This window comes from Mycobacterium asiaticum (assembly GCF_001668675.1).
GTDB lineage: Bacteria > Actinomycetota > Actinomycetes > Mycobacteriales > Mycobacteriaceae > Mycobacterium > Mycobacterium asiaticum_D.
Genome location: NZ_LZKQ01000180.1, coordinates 1 through 23,133, shown reverse-complemented (window position 1 = coordinate 23,133; position 23,133 = coordinate 1). Strand labels below are relative to the sequence as shown.

The 23,133-nt window shown below is 66.2% G+C and carries 18 protein-coding genes and 1 tRNA gene; 10 read left to right on the top strand and 9 right to left on the bottom strand.

The window, feature by feature from the left end; translation table 11 throughout:
- Positions 1-358, bottom strand: a 358-nt coding sequence (locus tag A9X01_RS30860) for a hypothetical protein (RefSeq protein ID WP_216638921.1), incomplete at its 3' end; no start/stop codon positions are given.
- On the opposite strand from A9X01_RS30860, the gene A9X01_RS15355 reads away from it, so the two are divergent.
- The 3 genes from A9X01_RS15355 (at position 338) to A9X01_RS15345 (ending at position 5,823) form a co-directional block, all read left to right on the top strand.
- Entirely contained in the window at positions 338-2,872 is a 2,535-nt protein-coding gene (locus A9X01_RS15355) for an ATP-binding protein (RefSeq protein WP_216638920.1), read from the top strand. The genes A9X01_RS30860 and A9X01_RS15355 overlap by 21 nt on opposite strands.
- A gap of 27 nt (positions 2,873-2,899) precedes the next feature.
- Entirely contained in the window at positions 2,900-3,703 is an 804-nt protein-coding gene (locus A9X01_RS15350) for a DNA-formamidopyrimidine glycosylase family protein (protein ID WP_065121586.1), read from the top strand.
- A gap of 119 nt (positions 3,704-3,822) precedes the next feature.
- Positions 3,823-5,823 (top strand): adenylate/guanylate cyclase domain-containing protein, encoded by a 2,001-nt coding sequence (locus A9X01_RS15345; RefSeq protein WP_065121585.1) that lies wholly within the window; start codon positions 3,823-3,825, stop codon positions 5,821-5,823.
- A 19-nt stretch (positions 5,824-5,842) separates the two neighbouring features.
- Here the strand turns inward: A9X01_RS15345 and A9X01_RS15340 are convergent, their stop codons facing one another.
- Together A9X01_RS15340 and A9X01_RS15335 are read right to left on the bottom strand one after the other, a co-directional pair.
- Positions 5,843-6,496, bottom strand: coding sequence for a trimeric intracellular cation channel family protein (locus A9X01_RS15340; protein ID WP_065121584.1), 654 nt, complete (start codon positions 6,494-6,496; stop codon positions 5,843-5,845).
- 27 nt (positions 6,497-6,523) lie between these two features.
- Positions 6,524-7,009, bottom strand: a complete 486-nt coding sequence (locus tag A9X01_RS15335) for a pyridoxamine 5'-phosphate oxidase family protein (protein ID WP_065121589.1) — start codon at positions 7,007-7,009, stop codon at positions 6,524-6,526.
- 49 nt (positions 7,010-7,058) lie between these two features.
- On the opposite strand from A9X01_RS15335, the gene A9X01_RS30535 reads away from it, so the two are divergent.
- Positions 7,059-7,214, top strand: a complete 156-nt coding sequence (locus A9X01_RS30535; RefSeq protein WP_172830438.1) for a hypothetical protein — start codon at positions 7,059-7,061, stop codon at positions 7,212-7,214.
- A gap of 51 nt (positions 7,215-7,265) precedes the next feature.
- Here the strand turns inward: A9X01_RS30535 and A9X01_RS15325 are convergent, their stop codons facing one another.
- The gene (locus A9X01_RS15325; RefSeq protein WP_081282403.1) at positions 7,266-9,989 is read right to left on the bottom strand and encodes an ATP-binding protein; all 2,724 of its coding nucleotides are present in this window, start codon (positions 9,987-9,989) and stop codon (positions 7,266-7,268) included.
- A 218-nt stretch (positions 9,990-10,207) separates the two neighbouring features.
- On the opposite strand from A9X01_RS15325, the gene A9X01_RS15320 reads away from it, so the two are divergent.
- The 6 genes from A9X01_RS15320 (at position 10,208) to A9X01_RS15295 (ending at position 19,643) form a co-directional block, all read left to right on the top strand.
- Entirely contained in the window at positions 10,208-11,365 is a 1,158-nt protein-coding gene (locus A9X01_RS15320) for a class I SAM-dependent methyltransferase (protein ID WP_065121582.1), read from the top strand.
- A 300-nt stretch (positions 11,366-11,665) separates the two neighbouring features.
- Positions 11,666-14,548 carry a response regulator gene (locus A9X01_RS15315; protein WP_065121581.1) on the top strand — a complete coding sequence of 961 codons (2,883 nt, stop codon included), beginning with the start codon at positions 11,666-11,668 and terminating at the stop codon, positions 14,546-14,548.
- Between the two features lie 3 nt (positions 14,549-14,551).
- A complete protein-coding gene (locus A9X01_RS15310; protein WP_065121580.1) occupies positions 14,552-16,507 on the top strand; it encodes a protein kinase domain-containing protein in 1,956 nt (651 codons plus the stop codon).
- Between the two features lie 306 nt (positions 16,508-16,813).
- A complete protein-coding gene (locus tag A9X01_RS15305) occupies positions 16,814-18,067 on the top strand; it encodes a cytochrome P450 (RefSeq protein ID WP_065121579.1) in 1,254 nt (417 codons plus the stop codon).
- Entirely contained in the window at positions 18,060-18,734 is a 675-nt protein-coding gene (locus A9X01_RS15300) for a TetR/AcrR family transcriptional regulator (protein ID WP_065121578.1), read from the top strand. Before A9X01_RS15305 ends, A9X01_RS15300 begins: the two co-directional genes overlap by 8 nt.
- An 87-nt stretch (positions 18,735-18,821) precedes the next feature.
- A complete protein-coding gene (locus A9X01_RS15295; RefSeq protein ID WP_065121577.1) occupies positions 18,822-19,643 on the top strand; it encodes an SDR family NAD(P)-dependent oxidoreductase in 822 nt (273 codons plus the stop codon).
- A gap of 100 nt (positions 19,644-19,743) precedes the next feature.
- Here the strand turns inward: A9X01_RS15295 and A9X01_RS15290 are convergent.
- The 5 genes from A9X01_RS15290 to scpB all read right to left on the bottom strand — a co-directional run.
- Positions 19,744-19,820, bottom strand: a tRNA-Pro gene (locus A9X01_RS15290).
- Between the two features lie 86 nt (positions 19,821-19,906).
- Positions 19,907-21,307, bottom strand: a complete 1,401-nt coding sequence (der, locus tag A9X01_RS15285) for a ribosome biogenesis GTPase Der (protein WP_065121576.1) — start codon at positions 21,305-21,307, stop codon at positions 19,907-19,909.
- On the bottom strand, positions 21,304-21,987 hold the full coding sequence (gene cmk, locus A9X01_RS15280; protein ID WP_065121575.1) for a (d)CMP kinase: 684 nt from the start codon (positions 21,985-21,987) through the stop codon (positions 21,304-21,306). Before cmk ends, der begins: the two co-directional genes overlap by 4 nt.
- Positions 21,984-22,736 carry a pseudouridine synthase gene (locus A9X01_RS15275; RefSeq protein WP_065121574.1) on the bottom strand — a complete coding sequence of 251 codons (753 nt, stop codon included), beginning with the start codon at positions 22,734-22,736 and terminating at the stop codon, positions 21,984-21,986. Before A9X01_RS15275 ends, cmk begins: the two co-directional genes overlap by 4 nt.
- Positions 22,736-23,133, bottom strand: a 398-nt coding sequence (scpB, locus tag A9X01_RS15270; protein ID WP_172832527.1) for an SMC-Scp complex subunit ScpB, incomplete at its 5' end; no start/stop codon positions are given. The genes scpB and A9X01_RS15275, both read right to left, overlap by 1 nt.

The following is a 23,133-nucleotide window of genomic DNA, read 5'->3' as shown; positions in this document are numbered from 1 at the left end:
TCACGGCGCCGCCAGGGGGGGCCAGGCTGCACACCCTGGCCGCAAGATTGGCGCCGAGTCCATACACGTCGGCCTGGGTTGTATCCAGATAGACGACACCGCGGTGCACGCCCACCCGCGCTCGCACTTCGAACCCGAAGCGCGCCCTGACCTGGGCGCTCAGCTTGGCCACCGCGCGATTGATCTCCAGGCCGACGTGTATGGACTCGGCGCCAATCTTGCGGCCAGGGTGTGCAGCCTGGCCCCCCCTGGCGGCGTCGTGATCTCCGATGCTGTCGCGCGGCTCGTCCGCGATGCGTTCGAACTCGAGTCCTGCCCCGCCGCGCCGGTGAAGGGCGTGCAGGGTCTGATCGACCACTACCGAGTGATGGGTGAGCGACCGGTACCGGCGCGGGTTGCGCAGGGACCGATCGTCGGTCGGTCACGTGAGTGGCAGCAGCTGCAGGATAGTTGGGCGCGGGCACAGGCGGGACAGTTGGACACGCCGGGGATCGTGTTCTGCGGGGAAGCGGGGATCGGCAAGAGCCGGCTGGCGACAGCGGGCGAGGTACTGGTCAGGCAGTCCGGGAACGCCGTGCTGGAGCTGATCGGATCGCCGTTCCATACCGACGCCGGTATGCACCCCGTGCGTGCGCTGATCGAACGCCATTGCGGCATCGGTCGCCTCACTGCTCCGGCCGAGCGCCTGGCGATGTTGACCGCCGAAATGGTCAGGGTGGGCCTGGACCCGGTCCGCTTCATTCCTCTGCTGGCGCCGGTGCTCAGCATCGACCCCCAACACGGATACCAGCCGGTCCCGGACCAAGGCACCGAGCTTTACAACCTGATTTCCGAAGCGGTGCAGACCTATCTGTTGGCCTGGTTCGGCAACGAACCCGGTCTGGTGGTCGCCGAGGACGTGCACTGGTTCGACCCGGCCAGCCTCGAGGTGCTGGGGGGTTTACTCGGCGCGGGCCAGGGCCGCCTGTTGGTGATCGTCACGGGACGCAACCGAGATTGGCTGCCGGATCGCTGGCCTGTCAATGTATTTGAGCTTCGGCCGTTGTCCGAGGACGAAAGCGACGAGTTGATCGCCGCCCTCAACCCGGCGCTGACACCGCAGGAGCAAGCCACGGTTCGGTCCCGGTGTGACGGCTTGCCGTTCTACATCGAACAGGTGGTCGCCGGGATCACCGAGGTTGGTGTGCCCGAAGCACTCTACGAGCCGCTGTTCGCCCGACTCCGCGCGAGCGCGCAGGTGGTGCCGGTTGTCGAGGCGGCGGCCGTCATCGGTCGTTACGTCGATACCGGCCTGCTGCGATCCGTGGTCGACATGAACGATGACGACCTCGACCGCGTCGTCGGCGAACTCGCGGCGGCACAGGTGCTGGAACCGTGGAAGGCCGACGGCTGGCGGTTCCGTCATGAGCTACTGCGTGAGGTGGCCGTTGAGTTGGCACCGCCCAGCGTTCGCCGAAGACTGCATGCCCGGGTCGGTGACGCCCTGTGCAGTGTCGGCGGCGAACCGGACTGGGGATTGGTCGCCAACCACTACACCTGGGCCGAGCGATTCGACGACGCCGCATCCGCGCATCAACAGGCATCAGCGGCAGCACGACGGCGCGGCGCCCTGACCGAGGCCCGCACGCATCTTGACCATGCGCTCACGCAATTGGACAGGTGCCCGCCCAGCCCTGATCGCGACCGCCGGGAGATCGCGCTGCGCTTGGGTCGAGGATTTCTCGCCGGCAGCGCGGTCAGTCCGTCAAGCCCCGTCGTCGCACCCGATCTGGAACGATGCTTGCAGCTGGTCGGTGCCGAAGTGCCGACCAACAGCCGCGGCCAAACGTCCACCGCGCAGGAGCTTTTCGCGACGCTGGGAGTCCTGACCGGCTACTACACCGGGCGTGCGGATTTGAACCGCGCAACTCAAGCACTCGAATTGCTGCGCGCCGCCCTGGATCAATGGCGTCCTGGATTCTGGCCCCGACTTGCGGCGTGGTCAGGCGTGCTTGCCTTCCTACGTGGCGAGTTCGCCGACGCCGCTACACATTTGGAGCTCGCAACCGGCCGTGGAGCGATCGACAATCGGGAGACCGAAACGGTCGGCTTTTTGCCGATCGATCCGATCGTTGCAGCCCGCATTCATCTGGCCCTGCTCCGGATGGTGCAGGGCGATGTTCCGGCCGCCGAGAACGAACTGGCGCATGCCGCGCGCTGCGTCGAAGGCATCGGCTTTCCGCAGGGCCCCTACAGCCTTGCCTATCTGCGCTTCGCAGAGATTTGGGTGCGTACCGAAGCCGGGCAGCTCGACCGCGCGTCGGCGCTGGCCGCCGAGATGATCGAGGACGCGTCGCGGCACGGCTTCGACCAGTGGCGGCTGCGGGGCACGATTCAACGGACCGTCGTCGACGCCCTGCTGACACACGCCGAAACCGGGCCGTCATCGGCTTTTTCGGACCATGTCGCACGGGTCGGCGGCTTGGTCGATGAACTGCGTGCCGCTGACCTTAACGTCTATCTGCCTTTTTTCGCCGGCGCACTGGCGCGGCTGTTGATCGCCGCCGGGCGGTTCGACGACGCCCGCGCCCGCCTCGAGGAATCGTTGGCCCTGGCGCGCAAGACGGGGATGTGTTTCTACGACGCCGAACTGCAACGGCTGCTTTCACATACCCGGCAGGATCCAGTGGGCCGCCGTGCGGACTTACGGTGCGCCCGGCAGACAGCCGACCGGCAAGGCGCGCACTTGTTCGCATTGCGTTCCGCGCTAGACGATTTCGAATTGCGCGGACAAGCTGCGCGATCCGCTCTCGCCGAAGCGATCGGCCGCGTTTCAGCGGAGAGTGCACTCGTCGAGTCCCTCAAAGCCACTGCGGCGCTTGGCGCAACCTGACGCTGCGGGCTCGGGGAAGATGGAGACGTGCCCGAGGGTGACACGGTGTATGCGCTGGCCCGCCGGCTCGACACCGCACTGCGCGATCGCGTCCTGATCCGGGGCGAACTGCGGGTACCGGCGCACGCGACCGATGACCTTGCCGGGCATCGCGTGCTCGGTCATGTCACACACGGCAAGCATCTGCTTACCCGGCTGTCTGGTGACCTCACCTTGCACACGCACATGCGAATGGCAGGGTCATGGACGGTCTCGGGCGCTGGTCGCTGGTTGCCGTCGACGGTGATGTCCGATGTTCGGGTGGTGCTGCGCACGGACGGTCCGGCGGCGTACGGCGTGCGGCTACCCGTGGTCGATTTGCTGCGGACCCGGGACGAGGCGGAGGTGATAGGCCATCTCGGCCCGGACCCGCTGCGGGAGGACTGGGATGTGGCCGAAGCTGCCCGACGGGTCGCGGCTGACCCCGACCGGCCGCTGGTGGCCGCGCTGCTGGACCAGCGGTGCGTGGCCGGGTTCGGCAATCTGTGGGTCAACGAGCTGTGCTTCCTGCGTGGGCATAGCCCCTGGACAGCGGTGGGCGCTGTCGACGTGTCAGCGTTGCTCGAGTTGGGGGCGCGCGCGTTACGGCATTCGGCGACCGTTCCGGGTGCGATGCAGGTGACGACGGGAAGACGCCGCAAGGGCGAACAACATTGGGTGTCCGGCCGGGCTGACCGGCCATGTTTTCGCTGCGGCACAACCATTCACGTCGTCGACGAGGTGCCCAACGATCCGGAACGCCGCCGCACGTGGTGGTGTCCGACCTGCCAGCCGGGCCCGCCACCTCCGTGATCACGCACTGACAGCAAACGCCAAGGTTCGGTGTGTTGCACTGACAGCAAGGCAATTCCGTCTCGGGCCGACGGTCGGCCACGGCGCATTTTTGGGATCGCATGCTGGGGGATAGCCGAATGGCTGCACACCGCGGATCGACGCTTCGCACTGCGAATTGGCTGACGCACCTGGCACTTCCGATGCTGGCACTGGTGCTGCTGCTGAGGTATCCCGCCGTCGACCTGGAATGGGATAACCGGATCGCGCACTTTGTCCTGGTGCTGTCCGCGTCGTCGATAAGCGTGGCGCTTGGCGTAGTGATAGCCCGTACGGCTCGCGCGCGGGACGACCCCCGCCTATGGCTGGTGTCGCTGGTGTTTGTGACGACGGCCGGGTTCTTCGGTGTTCATGCACTTTTCACGCCAGGAGTGCTGACGGATACGTCCGACGCGGACTTCATGTTTCCCACACGAATGGGGTTGGTGCTCGCGGGCGTGGTGGCACTGGCGTCCGCCACGACGTTCAGCCCCGCCCGAAGCGCCGCGCTCTGGACGTTGCGCCGCCTCCTGTCCGGGCTGGTCTGGGCATCCATGGCGGCGTGTGCGGTGGTGGTCTACTTCGGTGTACTGGAACGGCTGCCGGACCAGGAGCTGGTCGACAGGGCCGAGCACGATGCGGCGCTGATCGGTGGAGCGCTGTTCGCCGCGGCGGCGGCGGCGTATTTCCCTATCTATCGCCGCCGGCCCGCGGTCGTGTTGATGTCTGTCATGACCGCTTTCGTGCTGCTCGCGGAGGCCTCGGTGGCGCTGGCCGTCGGGATGAGTTGGCACGCCTCATGGTGGCTTTGGCACCTGTTGATGACGACGGCGTTCTGTTTCATCGCCTACAGCGCTCGAGTCCAATTTCACCGGGAGGGTTCGGCGCGTGGGTTGTTCGACGCCCTCGCCACCCGGGAGACCATTGCCGCGCTGCGCAGCGACTACAGCATGGCGTTGGACGCCATGGTCGACATGATGCATCGTCGCGAGCTTGGCGAGCAGGTGCCCTCGAGCACCGTCACCATTCGCCTCGCCGACCGATTCGGCTTGTCCGAACAGCAAGTCGCCGTTCTCAAACGGGCCGCCGAAGCGCTGGGCGCCGAACGCGAACAACTGCGCAAGCTGGGCAAGCTGGTTGCGGTGGGCGAGGAATCGAGCGTGATTCAGGACGAGGACGCCTTGCTCGGCCGCGTGATGTCGGCCATCACCGATGCCTTCGGACGCGATGACATTCGACTGGCCCTGGTGCATGCCGGCGAACTGCACTTCGACGACTCCCCTGGCCCAGGCCCCCCGGGGTCGGGCGCGGTGACTCTCAAGCTGCCGCTCGAGGTGAAGGGCCAGATCGCCGGAATGATCACCGTCCGGCGACCGGGCGGCGTCTTCCCCGACTCCGATGTCGCGCTGCTGCGCTCGTTCGCCAGTCAGGCCTCGATCGCGCTGGAGAATGCCCGTCTTTACCGTCACCTCAACGACCTCTTCCGCAGTTACATGTCCCCCGCTGTCGCGACCGCGCTGCTCGCTGACCCCGACCAAGCGGGACTGGGTGGCGCGATCGTTGATGCGACGGTGATGATGGCCGACCTGCGCGGGTTCACCGCGTTCGCCGAGGCTCATTCCCCGGTCCATGTGGTCACCATGCTGAACACCTACTACGGGGCGATCGTTCCGGTGATTCTCGAGACCGGCGGCACCATAACGCAATTCATCGGCGACGCGGTCATGGCGGTCTGGGGGGCCCCAGCGCGACACGCGGATCACGCCTCGCGCGCCGCCCGCGCCGGGTTGGCGCTGCATGCGGCCGTCGAGCGGGTCGCCGCCGAGCACGACGACTGGCCACGATTCCGGGTCGGTATCAACACCGGGCCGACGTTGGTCGGCAACGTCGGCGCCGCGCAGATGCGCAGTTACACCGCGATCGGCGACACGGTAAACCTGGCCGCGCGGTTGCAGGATCTGGCCAAGCCGGGTCAGGTGGTGATCGGACACGGGACGGTGGTCGCACTCGGCGAGGCGGCGCGCGTCAGTCAGCGGCGTCGGGCCAAGGTCAAGGGCAAGAGCGAGCCGGTCGACGTCTACGTTTTAGAAGACATCTGCTGAAGCACAATCGGTTACCCGATCACGCCTTCTCCTGAGGCACCTCGGGTTCGTAACCGCCGGGTGGGGTCGGTGCGTTGAGATTGAACCGGACGCCGAGCATCCGGATCACGAAGCACACCGCCCCGGCCGCCACCGCCGCCGGCAGACCGTAAACGTCCAACCGCATGGCGGCCACAGTGATCGCGGCGGCCGCCAGAGCGGGGATCGCGTACAGATCGCTGCGCAGCACCGTCGGGATTTGCAGGACGAGCGTGTCGCGGATCGTGCCGCCGCCTACGGCGGTGACGACCCCGAGCAGCAGCGCGGGCGCGACCCCGAGTCCGTGTTCGACGGCCTTGCTCGCGCCGATGACCGCAAACACGCTCAGCCCGATCGCGTCGAGCACGGTGATCGCCGTGCCCAGCCGGTCCAACCGTCGGCTGAGCGCGAATGCAATCAGTCCGCCGGCCCCGGCCAGCGCGAAGTAACGCCAGTCCCGGAACGTGGCCGGCGGGATGGAGCCGATCAGGACGTCACGGATGACCCCGCCGCCCATCGCGGTGATCAGGCCGAGCGTCACCACCCCCACGATGTCGAGCCGCGCGACGCGTACCGCTGTCAGCGCGCCGTTCAATCCGAAGACGAACGTGCCGGTGAGATCGAGGACGAGGAGTAGCTGTGCTTCGGCGCTCACGTGAAGTGCTTATCACGAGTTTGCCGGTTAACCGCCCTTGACCAACTCCGCGAGGAAGTCGGGCAACCGGCCGGCGCCGAAGTCGTAGAACCGCGCCCAGAGCGGTTCGATCGAAATCCGCACCATCGCTTGATATGTCGCTCGCACATTGCGTTCGAACTCTTCGAGTTCGGGCCCGTCCATCGAGTTTCGAGCGGATTCGAGATATTCCTCGGTGACACCGCTGACGGTGTCCAGTGTGGCGACGCCGCGCACCAACAGCGCCTTCGCCTCTTCCGGTGTGGATCCGCCGTCGATGGTCAGTGCGACTTGCGGGCGGGATGCCAGTGCGCGGGCCTTAGGCGACGTTGGGGCCGTGGAGACGACGATGTGCTCGCCGGTCCAGTGGAAACCGACGGGGATCACCCGGGGGAAGCCGTCGTGCGCGTTGTAGGCCAGCCGGGCCATGGAACCCGCGAGCAACTCTTGGGCGCCGGGGTGGCCGAGCTCTTCGGCCAATTGTCGCTTGTCCATCATGTTCGTAGTCCTACCCCGACGTGACCCGAGCGATAACAATCGGCTTATGGCAACCGAACCAACACGCCGGCAGCCCGACCCCAAACGGCCACCTGTCCAGGTTACGCGGGAAGACCTGGAGCGATTCGGCGACGAGGAGCAGGTGCGCGAGGCGTATGACGAGGGCCGACTGCGCGACGAGCGACCGCCCCATCACGACTAGCGCCGCTGCGGGTCTGGGGTGCGCATGATTTCGGCGCTACCGTCGCGCCGGCTATGAAGCGCAGTGATCGAGTTCCGTTCGCACCTGGTCGATTTGGTCGTGCGCGTACGTCACCACGGCAGAGATCGTCATCGTCTCCCCGCTGCGTGCCAGCGATTCATAGCTTTGGTCACCTAGCATTGCGCGCAAGTGCGCTGTCAGTGTCCGAAGTTCAGGCATGGTGACCGTAGCCATGGGATTGACCGCTGCGAAGCCGGTGATGGTGGCCGCTGGTCGGTAGCGCCCGAGCCGGTCGAAGACCGTGGCGAGGATAGCCAGCGGGTTGGGCAACATGCCGATGTTGCCCGACTCATAGTTATTGCGGATCGCAATATCGAGGGACTTCAACGCCGCCACCGGGTCGCCCTGCTCGGCCTCGAACCCGCACAGCCAGTACCCCAGTTGGGTCTCGAAGAAGCGGTTGCCGCTGTCTTCCGCTACGCGCACCGCGCGGCGCAACACCTCGAGTGCGAGGTTTGGATCGGTGTCGCGGAAGGCATACCCGCACGCGAAAAGGGTGTAGGCAAGCACCCACGGATTGTTGATCGCTTCGGCGGTATCGAGAAGACCATTAGCAGCGGCAAGCGCCTCGCTAGTCGACCCAGTGACGGATAGGGCGAACGCGAAATTCGCCTTGGCCATCGTGTTCGCGTCACCAGTGCGTGCCAGCTGGGCGCGGCACAGTTCGACATACCGCGCGGGCCGGCCGACGAACAAATACGCACTGCCGAGCCAGGCTTCTCCAAAGTACGACACCTTGTCGCGGGCGGCCGCGATGACCGGCTGGCCAATCTCGCTGTAGCGCACAGCCTGATCGAAGCGTCCGATCAGGCAGCACAGCGATGCTCCCACGCTTACGGCTGCGAGTCGAGGATGCCCGACGGCGCGCAGGGGTTCGACCAGCTCTTCGGCCCACGTGATCGGTTCGTAGTTCTCGAGGAACGGTGCAAGAAACGCCGCATAGGAGGCGATCGCGGCGCCCGCGTCCAAGTCGCCGTGGTCCACGGCGCACCGAAACGCGGTGCGCAGGTTGGACATCTCGACCATGAGCCAGTCGTATATCTCCCGTTGACGCGGGCCGTCCCACATATCCATGAGGTCGGGCTCCCGTCCGGCGAAGTATCGCGAGTGGGTGTTCCGGATTTCGGTTGCCTCGCCGCGGGAGATGAGCCGTTCCTCGGCGAACTGGCGGATCGTCTCCAGCATCGAAAAGCGGGTCCGTGCACCGGACTGATTCACCGCGAGTAGCGACTTGCGCACCAAGGTGTCGAGTACCTCGAGCATGGTGTACTCGTCGCTGTCCTCGGAACCGGCTACTGCACAAGCGCTTTGGAGGTCAAATCCACCGGTAAAGACCGAACAGCGTTCCAGCACAATCCTTTCGGCGTCATCGAGAAGGTCGTAAGACCAGGCCACGGCGTGGCGCAACGTGTGGTGTCGCTCCAGGCCACGACGCGAGCCGACCAGGAGCCTGAATCGGTTATCAAGTCGATCCCGCAGTTCACTGGCGGTCATCGATCCCATCCGCGAGGCAGCCAATTCGATAGCCAACGGGATCCCATCGAGGCGTTGACAGACCTCAGCGATTGCGGCCGCTTCAGCGTCGTCGACCAGCGAGAAGTTGGGTGCAATGCCCTGTGCGCGTTCGACGAACAGGCTCACCGCCGCGGAGTCAATTCCCGCTGCGTTCAGGGATCGCACTGGCCACACCCGCTCGTCCGGGCTCCCAAGTCCTTCGCGGCTGGTGGCGAGGATCCGTATTGTTGCCGAGGACGCCAGTATCGCCTCGATCAGGTCTGCGGCGGCACTGAGAACGTGCTCGCAGTTGTCAATCACCAAAAGCCGCACCCGACCCTCCAAAGCAGCGGCGACCGACTCACTGACTGTCCTTGCCGGCTGCTGGGTGATGCCCAGCACCCCCGCCACCGCGTCAGGCACAGCCGCCGGATCGGTGACCGCCGCCAACTCGAAAAACCAGACACCGTCGGGAAACTCATCGGCCAGTCGTACGGCGACCTCCATCGCAAGGCGTGTCTTGCCGACCCCACCAACACCCGTGAGCGTCACCAGCCGATGCGCCTTGACCGCCGCTACGATGTCGGCGACCTCGGCTTCGCGTCCGATTAATTTGCTGCCGGTTTGAGGCAGATTTCCCGGATTGGCACCGAGTGCCCGCAGCGGCGGAAACTCGACACGTAAGCCCGGGGCCTGGACCTGAAACACACCGATCGGCACGGGGACACCACGCAACCGCCGCGGCCCCAGATCCAGCAGTTCCACTTCGCTCAGAAGCCCTGCCGTCGACTCGGCCAGGAGGATCTGGCCGCCGTGCCCGGCAGCCATGACCCGCGCCGCGCGGTTGAGCACCGCACCGAAGTAATCCCCGTCTCGCGGCTCGGCTTCACCGGTCGCGAGGCCCATCCGCACCGGCAGTTCCAATGCCCGCTGCGCGGCCACCGCGGCATCGACTGCACAGCGCGGGGAGGCAAAGGCGGCACATACTCCGTCGCCGGTGTGCTTGAACAGCCAGCCCCCATGCGTCTCGATCACCGAGCGCAACAGTTCGTCGTGGGCGGCCAGCGCCAGCCGCATCGAATCCGCGTCAGCTTCCCACCGGCGGGTCGACCCTTCGACGTCGGTGAACAGAAACGTCACTACTCCCGAAGGAGCAGCCGCCAGTGGCGCGGACACAACCAGCAGAATCTCACAATTGACCGCATGGTGTGGAGCTGCCATCAGCCAATGCCTGCAGGGATCGGAACTCAACGGCAGGCGTGCGGCATCGGCCGGAAATCAGCGCCTCTTGATTCCATGGCTGCCGATTTTTGAGAATCGCTTTTCGATCTTGGCCAGCACATTGGCTCGTGGCACGATAATCCCGTCGCGCCGTCCCGCCCGCGACGGCGTCGCGCGGGAAAGGAACTGCCACGGCCCCACGTCCGGAACTGTCGAGCATGGCGAATGACTATGCACGACACGCCCTTTCGCAACTGGCCGCCTTCGAGGCCACTCACCCGGCCGTCCTGTCCGCCGCTCAGCACCTTGCGAGCGAACCGGTGCTTCGGGTGGCGGATCTGGGTGCCGCCGACGGGGTGAACTCGCACGGTCTCATCCGCGATCTCGCGGCGCTACGCGACGGACGGCCGTTGAGTTACGCGCTCGTCGATCTTCCGACGAACGGTTGGAATGTCGCCGCTGGCCATTTGCAGGAAGCCTTTAGGCCGGTTCCGGATGGGAGCGGGGTCGTCGTAATTCCCGCGCAGGGTCAGACCGGTCCTGGCGTTGCCGACGAAGGAACGGGCGCCCACTACACCGAGCCGGAAGCCCACGGCGAGGCTTGTCGACGAGCGTTCGATCGGGTCCCAACTGCGGCGACGGTCGTTTCTATGGCGGGAATTCCCTTGCATCAGGCGCCTTGCTTGCCGACAGGCACCGTGCACATCGCGGTGACCGGGACATGCATGCACTGGGTGCCCGACACCGCCGGTTTGCCGTCGAGTGGCTCGATCTTCCCGGGCTATCCCGATCATGTGGATAGGGAGGAGCGCCGCGCTTGGCGTGCTGCCGCGCAGCGGCATTGGCAGTGCCTGCTCGAAATGCGCGCCGCAGAGCTCGCGCCGGGAGGGTGGTTCGTCGCCGCCATCCCCGCCTCCCCCACACCATGCCCCGACAGGACCGGTCTGTACGCCGAGATCATCGCAGACATGAATCGGTTGCTTGCCGAGTGGCGCAACGCCGGCCGCATCGGCAGCGCCACCGTGGAGGCGGCTGTCGTTCCGGTCTGGTCGCGCACGCTCGACGAGCTCTGTGCTCCCTTCGAGGTGGGCGGCGGGCAGGTGGGCGGACTGGCGCTCGAAAGCGCCGAACTGTTCCGTCTCGATAACCCCTATCGGCATGACGAAGCGGCGGTGTTTGCACGGGACTACGTCAAAAGCATCACCGCGTGGGGCGGGCCGCTGTTCTTGCGTGCGTTCGCGCGCGAAACCGGTATGCGCGCTGCCGATCTCCTCGCTGACTTTCTCGGCGAGCTTGAGGGTCGTGTGGCGGACGATCCGGAGCGGTATCGGTGGGATTATGTCGAGGCGTTGCTGATCTGCCGGAAGCGGGGCTAGAGCGGCTTCAAATGCGTTTGGGATCGCAAAGGTTCGAGATGAGGACGTCGACATTGGGCATCCGAGAACAGCATGGCGGCGTTAGGCGTGCGGAGGCCACCTGGACGGTCGGCGTAGGAGATGTCGGCCGCGGAGGGGCTGGTGGACCGGGCGATCGAGGGCCACGGCACGGTGGTCGGCTGGTGGGGGTCGAGGCTACATTGGTGACGAGGGTCACACCGATGATGATTAGTGAAGCGCGCGAAGCACTCGCCTAAATACCGAAATGTGCCATTGGCGCCCTAGCCCGAGGTTGCCGACATGGAAGAACCGTCCACCGCTGGCGGCGCGTGGGGGCGGCCGCGCCAGGAGGGTGCCCGCCTGGCGACGCACCACGAGGCCATCTTCGACGGTGCGCCCGATGCCATGCTCACGGTGACCGAGGACGGCACCATCCGGTCCGCCAACCGCGCCGTCCTGGACCTCTTCGGCTACGAACCAGCCGAGCTGTTGGGATCAAAGATCGAGACGCTGGTCCCCCACCGTATCCGCGGCGTGCACCCCGGCCTGCGCAAGTCGTTCCTGGACGGCGGCGTCAACCGCCGCATGGGCGCCATCTCCCAGCGCGCCGCGCTGCGCGCCGTGCGCAAGGATGGCAGCGAAGTCCCGGTGGACATCAGCCTGGCCATCGTTCAACTGGACGGCGAGCGGCTGGTACTGGCGGCCGTGCGGGACGTGACCCAGGATCTCGAGCTGCGTGCGCAGCTCGACCGCAGCCATTTCCTCGCCGACACGGCGCTTCAGCTCTCCCATTCGGGCCACTGGCACATCGACTTCGCAGATCCCGACCATTACTACGCCTCGCAGCGGGTCCAGGAGATCTTAGGTGAGACCGGCGACGAGGCAGGTCGGCTCCGCCTCACCGACCAGTGGCGCGCACGTATTGCCGCGGCGGACCCGGCCGCGGCCGAGGCGACCTGCGAGCAGCTCCAGGGCACCATCGAGGGCCGCTACCCGGCCTACGATGCGACTTACCCCTACCGCCGTCCAAGCGACGGCCATGTCATCTGGGTCCGGGCGCTGGCGACACTAGTGCGGGACCAGGCCGGCCAACCACAGCAGATGTACGGCGTGGCGCAGGACATTACCGAGATGAAAACGCTCCAGGCCGAGCTCGAAACCGCGCGCGACGCCGCCGAGGTGGCCGCCCAGGCCAAGGCGGACTTCCTGGCCAACATGAGCCACGAGATCCGCACGCCGATGAACGCCATCATCGGGCTGTCACACCTTGCGCTGCTCACCGACCTCGACCGCCAACAGCGCGACTACGTGCGGAAAATCGAGGGCTCGGGCAAGCACCTGCTGGGCATCATCAACGACATCCTCGACTTCTCCAAGATCGAGGCCGGCAAGCTCACGGTCGAGACGGTGGACTTCCACGTCGACCGCCTGTTGGAGAACGTGGCGGCGCTGGTGACCGACAAGGCCACCAAGAAGGGTCTCGAGCTGACCTTCGACGTGGACCCGCGCATGCCGCGCGCGTTGCGCGGCGACCCGCTACGCATCAGCCAAATCGTCATCAACTACGCCAACAACGCGGTCAAGTTCACCGAGCGGGGCGAGATCGTCATCTGCGTGCGCGTGGAGGAGGAGACCGCCGACGACCTTCGCGTGCGTTTCGAGGTGCGCGACACCGGCATGGGGCTGACGCCCGAGCAGCAGGCGCTGCTGTTCCAGTCGTTCCAGCAGGCCGACGCCTCCACCTCCCGCAAGTACGGCGGCACTGGCCTCGGCCTGGCCATCAGCAAGCGGCTCGCCGAGCTGATGGGCGGTGCCGTGGGCGTGGAGAGCGAGCTCGGCCGAGGCAGCACCTTCTGGTTCACCGCACCGTTGCGGCGCGGGGCGGCAACGGAACGACTGCTCCAGCCGTCGCCCGATCTCCGCGACCGGCGCGCCCTGGTCGTGGACGACAGTGCCACCGCGCGCGAGGTGCTGGCGGGGATGCTCACATACATGACGTTCCGCGTAGACACGGTGACGCGCGGCGAGGATGCCCTGGACCGCGTCGCCGCAGCGGACCGGTCGGGCGAGCCGTACGACGTGGTGTTCCTCGACTGGAGCATGCCGGGCGGCATCGACGGTATCGAGACGGCTCGCCGCATGGCTGCGCTGCCGCTCACCGCGCAGCCGCGCCGCGTGATGGTCACCGCGTACGGCCATGCCGAGGTGATCCAGGAAGCCGGCGTGGCCGGCATCCAGGCCACGCTGGTCAAACCGGTCAGCCCGTCGCTGCTGTTCGATACCGTCATCAACACGTTTGGCGCCACCAGTGCCAAGGAGTCCGCCGTGCAGCCGCCGACCGGTCTACCCGACCTGGCTCCGCTGCAGGGGCTGCAGGTGTTGCTGGTCGAGGACAATGAGCTGAATCAGCTGGTGGCCACCGAGCTTCTGAAGAACGCTGGGCTTGAGGTCGACGTAGCTGAGAACGGACAGGTCGCCGTGGAGCGGGTCGGCCGACGGCGCTACGACCTGGTGCTCATGGACATGCAGATGCCGGTGATGGACGGCGAGGAGGCCACACGCCGCATTCGCCAACAGTTCCCGATCACCCAGCTCGCCATCCTGGCGATGACGGCGAACGCCATGGCCGGCGACCGCGAGCGCTGTCTCGCGGCCGGGATGAACGATCACATCGCCAAGCCGATCGAACCCTCCGACCTATTCGGCAAGCTGTTGCGGTGGCGGCCGCAGTGTGGGGCGGGTCAGGCCCCGTCTCCGGCGGCCCGCGCGGCGGCCGACGGCCCGACGGGGGCGTCCCGAACCGCCACCCTCGACGACATCGCTGGTCTCGACGTGAAGGCCGCCATCGGCCGCATGATGAACGACCGGTCCATGTACGAACGCCTGCTCCACAGGTTCGCCTGGGGCAATTCCGCGGCGACGGCGGCGACCATCACGGGGCAGCTGGACCGCGGCGAGCTGGCCGACGCCCAGCGCTCGGCGCACTCGCTCAAAGGTTCCGCCGGCGCGGTGGGCGCCGTCGAGGTCCAGGCGAGGGCCGCGGCGCTGGAGTCCGCGGTCAAGCAGCAGGCGAGCGAGGACGAGCTCCGCGCGGCCAACGCACGGCTGGCGGAGGAGTTGGCGCGCCTGGTCGAGGCAGTGCGAGCGGTCCTGCCGCAACCGAGAGGCGATCGGGGGGTATAGCAGGTGAGCGAGCTGGACGCGACCATAGCGGCGCCGGTGTTCAACGTAGAGCCGGGCGAGCTGGAACGAGTCACGCTGGCCCGGCACCAGCTGAGTGCCGGTGTGCATCGCCTCGCCGGTGACTGCGAGCGGTTGCTGGCCGACCTGCACCGCCCCGCGCATCACGCTTGGCGCGAGCACGCGGGGCGCGCCCTGGTGCAGGCGCGCTATCTGGCCACGCTCCTCGTGCGGCCGCCTGGCGGCGGACAGGTAACTGATGCGCGTGCGCTCGAGGAGCTTCAGTCAGCGCTGCGCGCGCCGCTCAAGGAAGTCGCGGACGCGCTGACCCGGCTGCTCACTATGATCCCGACCGACCTTGAGGAAGAGCTGGTGCTGCAGGACGCGCGCGCCGCGCGGGAAGGCGCCGCCGCGCTGCTGGCCGCGGGCGGGTTCCGCGCCGGGGCGACGCAGGCGGTCAACGCGGCGGACGCTGCAGCCGAGCCGAAGGTCGCCGGCGCGGCGCGCGTATTAGTGGTGGACGACGATGAGCTGCTGCGCGAGCAGCTGGCGATGGTGCTGGAGCGATTGGGCCACTCGGTGATCATGGCCGAGAACGGGCGCGCCGGACTGGAGGCGGCCGAGCGCGACGCCCCGGACCTGGTAATTACCGACCTGAACATGCCGGGCATGGACGGCTTCGAGCTGCTCGAGCGACTTAAGGCCGACACGCGCACCCAGCACATCCCGGTCATTGTGGTCTCGGGTGAGGGGGATGCCGCCAGCGTCGTGCGCTGCCTGGAGCGTGGTGCCGAGGACCACCTCACCAAGCCGTACGAGAGCGTGGTGCTCGCGGCGCGCATCCGCACGTCACTGGAGCGGAAACGGCTGCGCGATCTGGAGTTGGCGTACCTGCATCGGGTAGCCCGGCTCACTGCGGCGGCCGAAGCGGTCGAGGCGCAGACCTACGACCCGAAACTGCTGGCCGACCTGCTGGCGCGACAGGACCAGCTGGGGCAGCTGGCGCGCGTGTTCGACCGCATGGTGCGCGGCATCCGCTCGCGCGAGGAGCGGCTCCGGGCGCGGGTGCGCGGCCTGCGCCGCGAGATGGAGCAGTCCGGCGTGACCGCCGAGGGGGCCGCGTCCGGGCCTGCGGCGACGGACCAGGTCATCGCGGGCCGCTATCAGGTCCGCCGCGAGCTGGGCGCCGGCGGCATGGGCGCGGTGTACCTGGTCTACGACCGCGAGCTGGGTGAGGACGTAGCGCTCAAGATGCTGCATCCGTCGCTGCTGGCCGAGGAACCGGTGGGGCTTGAGCGCCTGCGCACCGAGATGAAGCTGGCCCGCAAGATCTCCCACACCAACGTGGTCCGCTCGCACGACATCGGCGAGTGGAAGGGCACCCACTACATCACCATGGAGTTCATCCGCGGCGTGACCGTGGCCGACCTGATCAAAAAGCGCGGGCGGCTGACGATCGAATCCACGCTGGCCATCGGCACGCAGCTGGCCGACGCGCTGGCGGTGGCCCACGATCAGGACATTGTGCACCGCGATATCAAGCCGACAAACTTGATGATCGACGAAAGCGGCATGCTAAAGGTGGCGGACTTCGGCCTGGCCCGCACGGTGCGGCGCACTGAGGCGCTGACCCAGGCCGGCTTCGTCGTCGGCACGGTGAACTACATGCCGCCGGAGCAGCTGATGGGCGGTGACCTGGACGCGCGCACCGATTTGTACGCGGTTGGCGTGGTGCTGTTCGAGTGCCTGACGGGCCGGCTGCCGTACCAGGCCACGAGCCCTGTGGCGATCCTCAACGCTATGTTGGCGCAGAAAGCGCCGGACGTGTCCACTTTCGCCAACGACGTACCGCCCGTGCTGAGCACGGTGATCAGCCGCCTGCTGGAGCGTGAGCCGGAGAATCGCTACGCTTCGGCGCGCGAACTGGCCGAGGCGCTGGCGCAGGTCCCGCCGACGGCCTGAGCCCGACGCGACCGCTGCCGCGGCTATTCGATCAAACCTGTCACAACGTGGCTGCCGGCTTCGCGCGGCTGGTTGCCAGGCAGTCTGGCGCGAGACGGAGCGCCCCGCGAGTTCTCGATGAACAACTGCCCCTTACAGTGACGCGGACGTCAGGCGACAATCCGTATGACCACGGTACGCAAAGCATGCGCTTAACTGCGAATATATTGTCTTGTATTGACGATCTCAAAGCTATGGTCATACATTCTAGATCTAGTTGTCCGTGACTTGGCCCGTCGAGGAATCGATCGAATGTGAGATATCACGATGAACGCAAGTAGCGCCGCTCCCAACGTCTTCGAAGCTGGCCTGCCTACGTTCAGCTACGATTTCAACGCCACTCCGCATGACATCCTCGAAGATGTGCGAACTGCGCAATCGCGTGCGCCCATCGCCATCGGTCCTCTCGGTCCCGAAATACTTTCCTACGATCTGGCACGGGATATGTTGCGCGACAGCAGATTCAGGTTGCCACCCGGCTTGTCGCTGGCAGCGCAGGGCGTCACCTCAGGTCCGCTGTACGACAAGCTGATGAGCAGCCTTCTGGGCCTCGATGGTCCCCCACATACTCGCTTGCGCAAATTGGTGTCGAGGGCATTCACTCCGCGCGCGACGTCACCTCTACAGGACACGATTCATGAAGTGGTGAACGCACTGATCGATCAAGTAGTAGAGGCCGGTCGTTGCGACGTCGTGACCGACATCGCGCGGCCCTACCCCACCCCGATCATGTGTGCGCTGATTGGTGCGCCTCGGGAAGACTGGCATCTTTTCGCACAGTGGACCGACGAAATCTTCAAGGCTTTCAACATCCAGCCCGACGCCAACTTCGATGAAGCCACGATCATGCGGTCGTGGAACGAGCTGGACGCCTACGTCGATGACATGGTCGCCGCACGCCGGAGTCACCTGACTGATGATCTGCTGTCTGAGCTCATTCGCGCCGAAAGCGAGGGCGACCGGCTCACTCTCGACGAGCTGCGCATGCTGGTGGCTGGCTTCCTGATGGCGGGGACGGACACCACCCGACACCAACTTGCCGCCTCGGTGCAGGTGCTGTGCGAGCATCCGGATCAATGGGCGAAGCTGGGCAACCAGCCAGAGCTTGCGATGCAGGCGGTCGAGGAGAGCATGCGGCACTCGCCGGCGGTCTGCATCGCGGTGCGAGCCGCTACCGAGGATGCCGAATTTGGTGGGTACACGTTCCCGGCAGGCACCTTTGTAGTCGTGAACACCTTTGCGGCCAACCGTGATCCAGCGATTTATGAGAATGCAGATCGGTTCGACATCGCGCGCAAGGACGTGCCCGCGATTCTTACTTTCGGTGGTGGCGCGCACTACTGCCTAGGGGCGAACCTTGCACGCCGGGAATTGGCGGAAGCACTCACGGTCCTCACCCGACGTCTCACCACACCCCATCGCATCGCTCCCGCGCCGTGGAAATCCCTGCTCGGTATGACCGGCCCGACGACACTTGAGATCGAGTTCGACAGCGAAATGCTTGTGGCAGCGGATGCGTAGTCGCGGGTGGGCGGGCGTCACACCCGCCTCGGACGAAGAGGCAATCGCCCGCATTCTGGATGCGGTAGACGACGTGATCGCTGAACACGGGTCGGCGATACGGTTGGCCGACGTCGCCCGAAGGCTCGGAGTCACTCGTCAAACGGTGTATCGGTACTTTCCCAACGCCGACGCGCTCCTGATGGCCAGCGCAATGCGGGCGGTCAACGGATTCATCGACCAGGCTGTAGGCCACGTCAGCGGTCTGAACGACCCGGTCACTGCGATCGTCGAAATAATCTCGTTCGCAGTTGAAAACCTCACCGGCGATCCACAGTTGGAGAGATTGCTTACCCAGGCACCTGAGGGCGGAGCAGCCATCTCGCTCACCTCCGACACAGCTATCGTTTTCTGCTTGTCGGGCTTCCGCCGCCTCGATGTCGATTGGGAGCTTCACGGCTTCGACGCCGCTTCGCTCAATGAGCTTGCCGAAATGACTTTGCGCACAGTGCATTCTCTCCTGACCGATCCCGGGCAGCGGCAGCGCGACGGAAGCGCACTACGCCGCTTTGTTGCGCGATGGCTCGGTCCAGCGATCCTCTATCCACGCATGACGTCGCTGCCGATCCACGAACGACGGGCATCGTTGGACTGGCACATCGAGCCGGACGGGTGCGCTGAATCGTGAGCTTCGGACGAGAGGCTGCCGACAATGCCACTATCTGACGGACAGGCTTGCAATTACTCTGCAAGGGCGAGTAATTGTCCATCGCCAATGGCATCGAGCGTGTCGGGGAAGGTTGCGTTCGTTACCGGTGGGGCGTCCGGCATTGGCGCCGCGTTGGCGACGAAGTTGGTCGATGGGGGCGCCGAGGTCTGGATCGCCGATCGTCAGATCGGCCCCGCGCAGGATTTGGCGCAACGCCTCAACCGGGGTGGCGCAAAGGCGTACGCGATTGAGCTGGATGTGCGCAGCTATCCATCGTTTGAGCGTGCCGTCGCCGAGGCAGTGGAGCAGTCCGGGCGGATCGACTACCTGTTTAACAACGCAGGCATTTTGGTCGACCGTGAGGTCGACTCGTACACGCTCGATGACTGGAACGATGTGTTCGATGTGAACCTGCACGGTGTGGTGCACGGCATCCAGGCGGTGTATCCGGTCATGATCGGGCAGCACTCCGGCCACATCGTGAACACAGCCTCGATTGCCGGTCTCGTTCCCGGCGCAACGCCGGCAAGCTACACCGCCACCAAGCACGCCGTTGTCGGGATCTCCAAGTCGTTGCGCATCGAAGCCGAACGCCATGGCGTGCAGGTATCGGTACTTTGTCCTGGCATGGTCTCGACTCCGATGGTGCTAACGGAGAGACATCGGGGAATGGCACCAGGACCAATAGAACGCTTTCTAGAAACTTCAAAACCCGAACGGTTCGCCGAGCGCGCCCTTCGTGCCGTGTTGCGGGGAGACGCGATCATTGTGTTGCCCACGTGGTGGAAGGCATTCTGGTACCTGGAGCGGTTCTCGCCCGCATTGTCGATGCTCGTCGCAAAAGCAATGCTTAAGCAAAAACGTCGGATGCAGTCCACCGCCGCCTGATCTGCTGTCTTCTGGCTAGGCACACCGGCTTCTAAAACTGGCCTGGGCCGGTACGGTGGGTAATCACCCACCCGAACGTGCTTTGAACAGGCAATTCATGTGGTCGGGCTGACAGGATTTGAACCTGCGACCACTTGACCCCCAGTCAAGTGCGCTACCAAACTGCGCCACAGCCCGGTGCCGCCGGGATGAATCGGCAGCAGGTCGACAGCCTACCGCAGAGCCGATCAGCGCCCGCGACGCCACCTCGCAGCGCCACCCTGTCAGCGGCGCTTCGGACCCCGCTTCTCCCGCACTCGCACGTTGATCCGGATCGGGCTGCCCTCGAACCCGAACGTCTCTCGCAGCCGTCGTTCCAGGAAGCGCCGGTAGCCGGCCTCCAGGAAACCGCTGGTGAACAAGACGAAGGTGGGTGGGCGTGCGGTGGCCTGGGTCGCGAACAGGATGCGCGGTTGCTTGCCGCCGCGCACCGGAGGCGGCGTCGCCGCGACGACCTCCTTGATCCATGCGTTCAGCGGCCCGGTCGCGATCCGGGTGTCCCAGGACGCCAGCGCGTTCTCCATCGCCGGCACCAGCTTCTGCACCGCCCGGCCGGTCTTGGCGGAGATGTTGACGCGCTGCGCCCAGCGCACCTGGACCAGTTCCCGGTCGATCTCGCGCTCCAGCAACTCGCGGCGGTCCTCGTCCACCAGGTCCCACTTGTTGTAGGCCAGCACCAGCGCGCGCCCGGCTTCGATCACCATGGACAGCACCCGCAGATCCTGCTCGGTCAGCGGTTGCGACCCGTCGATCAGCACGATCACCACTTCGGCGGCGTCGATGGCGCCGTGCGTGCGGACCGACGCGTAAAACTCATGCCCGCTGGCCTGGCCGACCTTGCGTCGCAGCCCGGCGGTGTCGACGAATTTCCAGATTTTGCCGCCTAGTTCGACGAGCGAGTCGACCGGGTCGACCGTCGTCCCGGCGACATCGTGGACCACCGACCGCTGGTCGCCGGCCAGCTTGTTCAGCAGAGAACTCTTGCCCACGTTGGGTTTTCCCACCAGCGCGACCCGGCGCGGACCACCGCTGGCCGGCGCCGCTTCGGACACCTCGGGCAACGCCTCGAGCACCGCGTCGAGCAGATCGGCCACACCGCGCCCATGCATGGCGCTGATCGGGTGCGGCTCGCCAAGTCCGAGCGACCACAACGCCGCCGCGTCGGCTTCACTCTTTTCGCTGTCAACCTTGTTGGCCGCCAAGAACACCGGCTTGCCCGAGCGCAGCAGGATACGAGCGGCGGCCTCATCGGGAGAGGTGGCTCCCACGGTGGCGTCGACGACCAGGATCACCGCATCGGCGGTGCGCATGGCCACCGACGCCTGCTCGGCCACCAGTTGTTGCAGACCCTTGGCATCGGGTTCCCATCCCCCGGTGTCCTGCACCACGAACCGGCGCCCAGTCCACAGCGCGTCGTAAGAGACCCGGTCCCGCGTCACGCCGGGGACATCCTGAACCACGGCCTCGCGCCGGCCGATGATCCGGTTGACCAACGTCGATTTGCCGACGTTCGGGCGTCCCACGATCGCCACGACGGGCGCCGGCCCCTCTTCGGCCAGCTCGTCCAGTTCGGAATCGCTGAGTTCCCAGTCGCTTTCGTCCGCCCAGGTGCCGTCCTGCGTCACCGCATCGCCTCGCTTCGCTGCGTGACCAAATCCAACAGGTGGGCGATCACTTCGTTCTCGGTCATGTCGCTGGTGTCGACGACGATCGCATCTTCGGCTGCGCACAACGGTGACACCGCACGGGTGGAATCCAGGTGATCGCGCCGACGCACATCAGCCAGCACGGCGGGGTAATCGTCGGCCAGGCCCGCCCGGACATTCTGGGCGTTGCGGCGCTGCGCGCGGGTCTCGGCCGACGCGGTGAGGAAGATCTTCACCGGCGCATCGGGGAACACCACGGTGCCGATGTCGCGGCCCTCGACGACGATACTTCCCGGGCCCTGCGCCATTTCCCGTTGAATGTCGACCAGTCGGGTACGCACCGTCGGGACCGCCGACACCGCCGAGACCGCCCGGGTGACGTCATCACCCCGAATCTCCGCCGAAACATCCTCCCCGGCAAGGAAAAAGCTGCTGTCATCCGGGTCATAACCGACCGACAACTGCACGTCCGAGGCGGTCTCGGAAACGGCCTCGGCGTCCGACGGGTCGACCCCGGCGCGCAGCACCGCCAACGTCACGATCCGGTACATCGCTCCGGTGTCCAGGAACCGCGCGCCCAGGCCGCGGGCCAAACCCTTGGACACAGAAGACTTTCCGGTACCTGCCGGACCGTCGATGGCCACGACGAGCGCGCTCACAGACCCACCGCCTTGTACAATTGACCGACCTCATCCCGGCGCAGCGCCCGCACCGAACCCGGACGCTGCTTGCCCAGCGTGACCGCACCAATATCGGTGCGCACCAACGCTTCCACCGGGAACCCGACCGCGGCCAGCAACCGGCGCACGATGCGGTTTCGCCCTTCGTGCAGGGTCACCCGCACCAGCGATTTCCCCGGGATCGAGTCCACTACGGCGAAATCGTCGAGCCGCACCGGTCCGTCCTCCAATTCGATGCCGGCCCGCAGCTGCTTACCCAGCCCGCGCGGCACCGCGCCCGTCACCGTCGCAAGATAGGTCTTGGGCACCTCGTGGGACGGATGCATCAACCGATGCGCCAGCTCGCCGTCGTTGGTAAGCAAGATCAGGCCCTCGGTGTCGGCGTCCAACCGCCCGACGTGGAATAACTTCTTGTTGCCCCGCACTTTTCGTTCAATAAGGTCACCGATGCAGGGCCGACCGCGATCGTCGGACATGGTCGAATGCATGCCGCGCGGTTTGTTCAGCGCGAGATACACCAGCGAGTCGTCCAGCACCACCCGGGCGCCGTCAACGCGGATCACCGACTGGTCCGGATCGACCCGGGTGCCCAGTTCGGTGACCACCCGCCCGTCGATCTCGACCCGGCCGTCGAGGATCATCTTCTCGGCGGCCCGTCGGGACGCAATTCCGGCCTGGGACAACACTTTCTGCAGGCGCGTGCCCTGCGGCTCCTCGAACTCCACCATCAGTCGTGGTCCACGTCGAACGTCAGCGACGGATCGGCCGCCTGACCGCCGGCGAGTTTGATGAAACGTGGCTCGCTGTCCAAAGATTCGCTGAGGTCGTCGATGGTGTCGACGTCGGGCAGAAGTGGCGCGATGTCCGGCAGGTCGGCCAGCGAGTTCAGCCCGAGGCGTTCCAGGAACAGCTCGGTGGTGGCAAACGTCACCGCGCCGCTGTCCTCGTCGTTGCCGACCTCGGTGATCAGACCGCGCGCCAACAAGGTGCGCATTACTGCGTCCACGTTCACACCGCGCACGGCGCTCACCCGGGCGCGGGTCACCGGCTGGCGGTAGGCGACCACAGCCAACGTCTCCAGCGCGGCGCGGGTGAGCTTGCTGCGCGCGCCGTCCAGCAGCAGCT

What these genes read in the sequence shown, in the direction of transcription:
- A9X01_RS30535 (WP_172830438.1), top strand. Translation starts at nt 7,059, where the DNA reads ATGGCAACCGAACCAACACGCCGGCAGCCCGACCCCAAACGGCCACCT.
- A9X01_RS15300 (WP_065121578.1), top strand. Translation starts at nt 18,060, where the DNA reads ATGCGTAGTCGCGGGTGGGCGGGCGTCACACCCGCCTCGGACGAAGAG.
- A9X01_RS15335 (WP_065121589.1), bottom strand. Translation starts at nt 7,009, where the DNA reads ATGGACAAGCGACAATTGGCCGAAGAGCTCGGCCACCCCGGCGCCCAA.
- A9X01_RS15295 (WP_065121577.1), top strand. Translation starts at nt 18,822, where the DNA reads ATGGCATCGAGCGTGTCGGGGAAGGTTGCGTTCGTTACCGGTGGGGCG.
- A9X01_RS15275 (WP_065121574.1), bottom strand. Translation starts at nt 22,736, where the DNA reads ATGGTGGAGTTCGAGGAGCCGCAGGGCACGCGCCTGCAGAAAGTGTTG.
- A9X01_RS15325 (WP_081282403.1), bottom strand. Translation starts at nt 9,989, where the DNA reads ATGGCAGCTCCACACCATGCGGTCAATTGTGAGATTCTGCTGGTTGTG.
- A9X01_RS15345 (WP_065121585.1), top strand. Translation starts at nt 3,823, where the DNA reads ATGGCTGCACACCGCGGATCGACGCTTCGCACTGCGAATTGGCTGACG.
- A9X01_RS15315 (WP_065121581.1), top strand. Translation starts at nt 11,666, where the DNA reads ATGGAAGAACCGTCCACCGCTGGCGGCGCGTGGGGGCGGCCGCGCCAG.
- A9X01_RS15320 (WP_065121582.1), top strand. Translation starts at nt 10,208, where the DNA reads ATGGCGAATGACTATGCACGACACGCCCTTTCGCAACTGGCCGCCTTC.
- A9X01_RS15305 (WP_065121579.1), top strand. Translation starts at nt 16,814, where the DNA reads ATGAACGCAAGTAGCGCCGCTCCCAACGTCTTCGAAGCTGGCCTGCCT.